The sequence below is a fragment of the Oleiphilus sp. HI0132 genome, assembly GCF_001635845.1.
This window is the reverse complement of the sequence record NZ_LWGJ01001421.1, coordinates 1-1,473: the sequence shown is the minus strand read 5'-3', so window position 1 is coordinate 1,473 and position 1,473 is coordinate 1. Positions and strand designations below refer to the sequence as shown.

Here is a 1,473-nt window from a genome sequence, read left to right as displayed (position 1 = left end):
AGGTAGGTAAAAGATGAATACCGATAAAAATAATCAGTCCAATAAGTAGTGTGGTCACGAATCTGTCTCCCAGGGCGTTTATTCAGGTCATCATTTTGTTTGTATTATTTTCCAGTGCAGAGGATAAGAGATCATCACTATTAAATGCTAGCCCTATACTGATGAATTCAGCATCTAAAACACAGTTTGCCAAATATGGAAGTTAAAGCAGCGCCCTTTAAGGAAGCCTCAGATCGGCAACAATTACGGCTAAAACCTACATAGCCTTACATTAAATAACAAGACTTAACACACTAAAAATTATAGTTAACTATAATTCGCCGCGAGTTTTTAGCCCTATCAACCTGCTTCGGAGATCTGAATGATTCGTACCTTAACCAGCTCGTTAAGTGCTTCACATGTTTTTCTATGCACCACTATCGCTATCACTCTTTTTTCGCCCAATAGCTTCGCCAACCCGCTCATGAGCAAAGAACAGTACGCCGACTATAGCGTACGCTATCAATGCGCCGAGATACTGTTTCATAATAATCTACAAAAGAAAGAAGCTGAACTCATTAAAATTGAAGACCAGTACGGCTTAACCGACGATAACTTTGATGCCTTTGACGAACTCATCACCGAATACGAGCGTGACGACACTTTGCTCGATACTGTCCGAGAACGCATCACTAAAGAATGCTCAAGCTAACAAAAAGTAAGAGGGCTCTATTCAATGAGCACTTTCCTGTCACAATTTCTAATGGTAGAAACTGTCTTTCCCAAGCACTGTATATTCCAAACATATTCCCTGAGTTACTATAAGACACCTAATCAGAGGAATACTAAATGACTAACGTAGCCGACTATTTATTACTTACCGCAGCGTTTTCCTTACTGCTGTCTCTTGCCTTGGCTTGGTTAGCCTCCTTTATCCTTTACGCTGATATAAAAGCACTTAAGCGTCTATTTCCTGCTAGCCACCAGCTTATCCGAGCGCATATTGATTACATCTTGATGTGCCTATTGCTGGTAGCCTGCTATTATTTGAATGAAAAGCTTAGCCTAGAACTACCCGGCTGGGTCATTTACACCACGTGCTTTGGAGCACTGTACAACCCTTTCGGCTTCATTGTGCTAGCTATAAAACCTCACATGGCTAAGCCTAAGTCGACTAGCGATAAAGCCCGCATTCTTCTAGGCTTCTTACCCGCGACAATTGGCTACGGTTACATTATGTGGCTTACCTTGATCACATTATTGTAAGCCCAGTAATCAAACCGCTTCTTCGAGATGGTAAGTCTGTGGTTATTAGCTATGCTAAGGGGTAGAAACAAGCTTATTCAGCTCCATTACAATACAAAGACCACAAATGAAAGCATTCTCAGCACACAACTGCCTGGTTATCTTACCGGCAACTCTTCTCTTTCCTTTAAGTTATTGGTTTGTAGGCGCTAGCACCGAAAACAGCTTACTAGCGTATATCTTGACTAC

At 41.4% G+C, this 1,473-nt stretch carries 2 protein-coding genes; both read left to right on the top strand.

The genetic code is table 11. The annotated features are described in order from the left end of the window. Nucleotides 1-361: 361 nt before the first annotated feature. Entirely contained in the window at nt 362-691 is a 330-nt protein-coding gene (locus A3766_RS21680; protein WP_068509717.1) for a hypothetical protein, read from the top strand. A 137-nt stretch (nt 692-828) separates the two neighbouring features. After that, on the top strand, nt 829-1,245 hold the full coding sequence (locus A3766_RS21675; RefSeq protein ID WP_068552917.1) for a hypothetical protein: 417 nt from the start codon (nt 829-831) through the stop codon (nt 1,243-1,245). Nucleotides 1,246-1,473 lie beyond the last annotated feature (228 nt).

Excerpts from the sequence above, each read along its gene's own strand:
- A3766_RS21675 (WP_068552917.1), top strand. The coding sequence starts at position 829 with ATGACTAACGTAGCCGACTATTTATTACTTACCGCAGCGTTTTCCTTA.
- A3766_RS21680 (WP_068509717.1), top strand. The coding sequence starts at position 362 with ATGATTCGTACCTTAACCAGCTCGTTAAGTGCTTCACATGTTTTTCTA.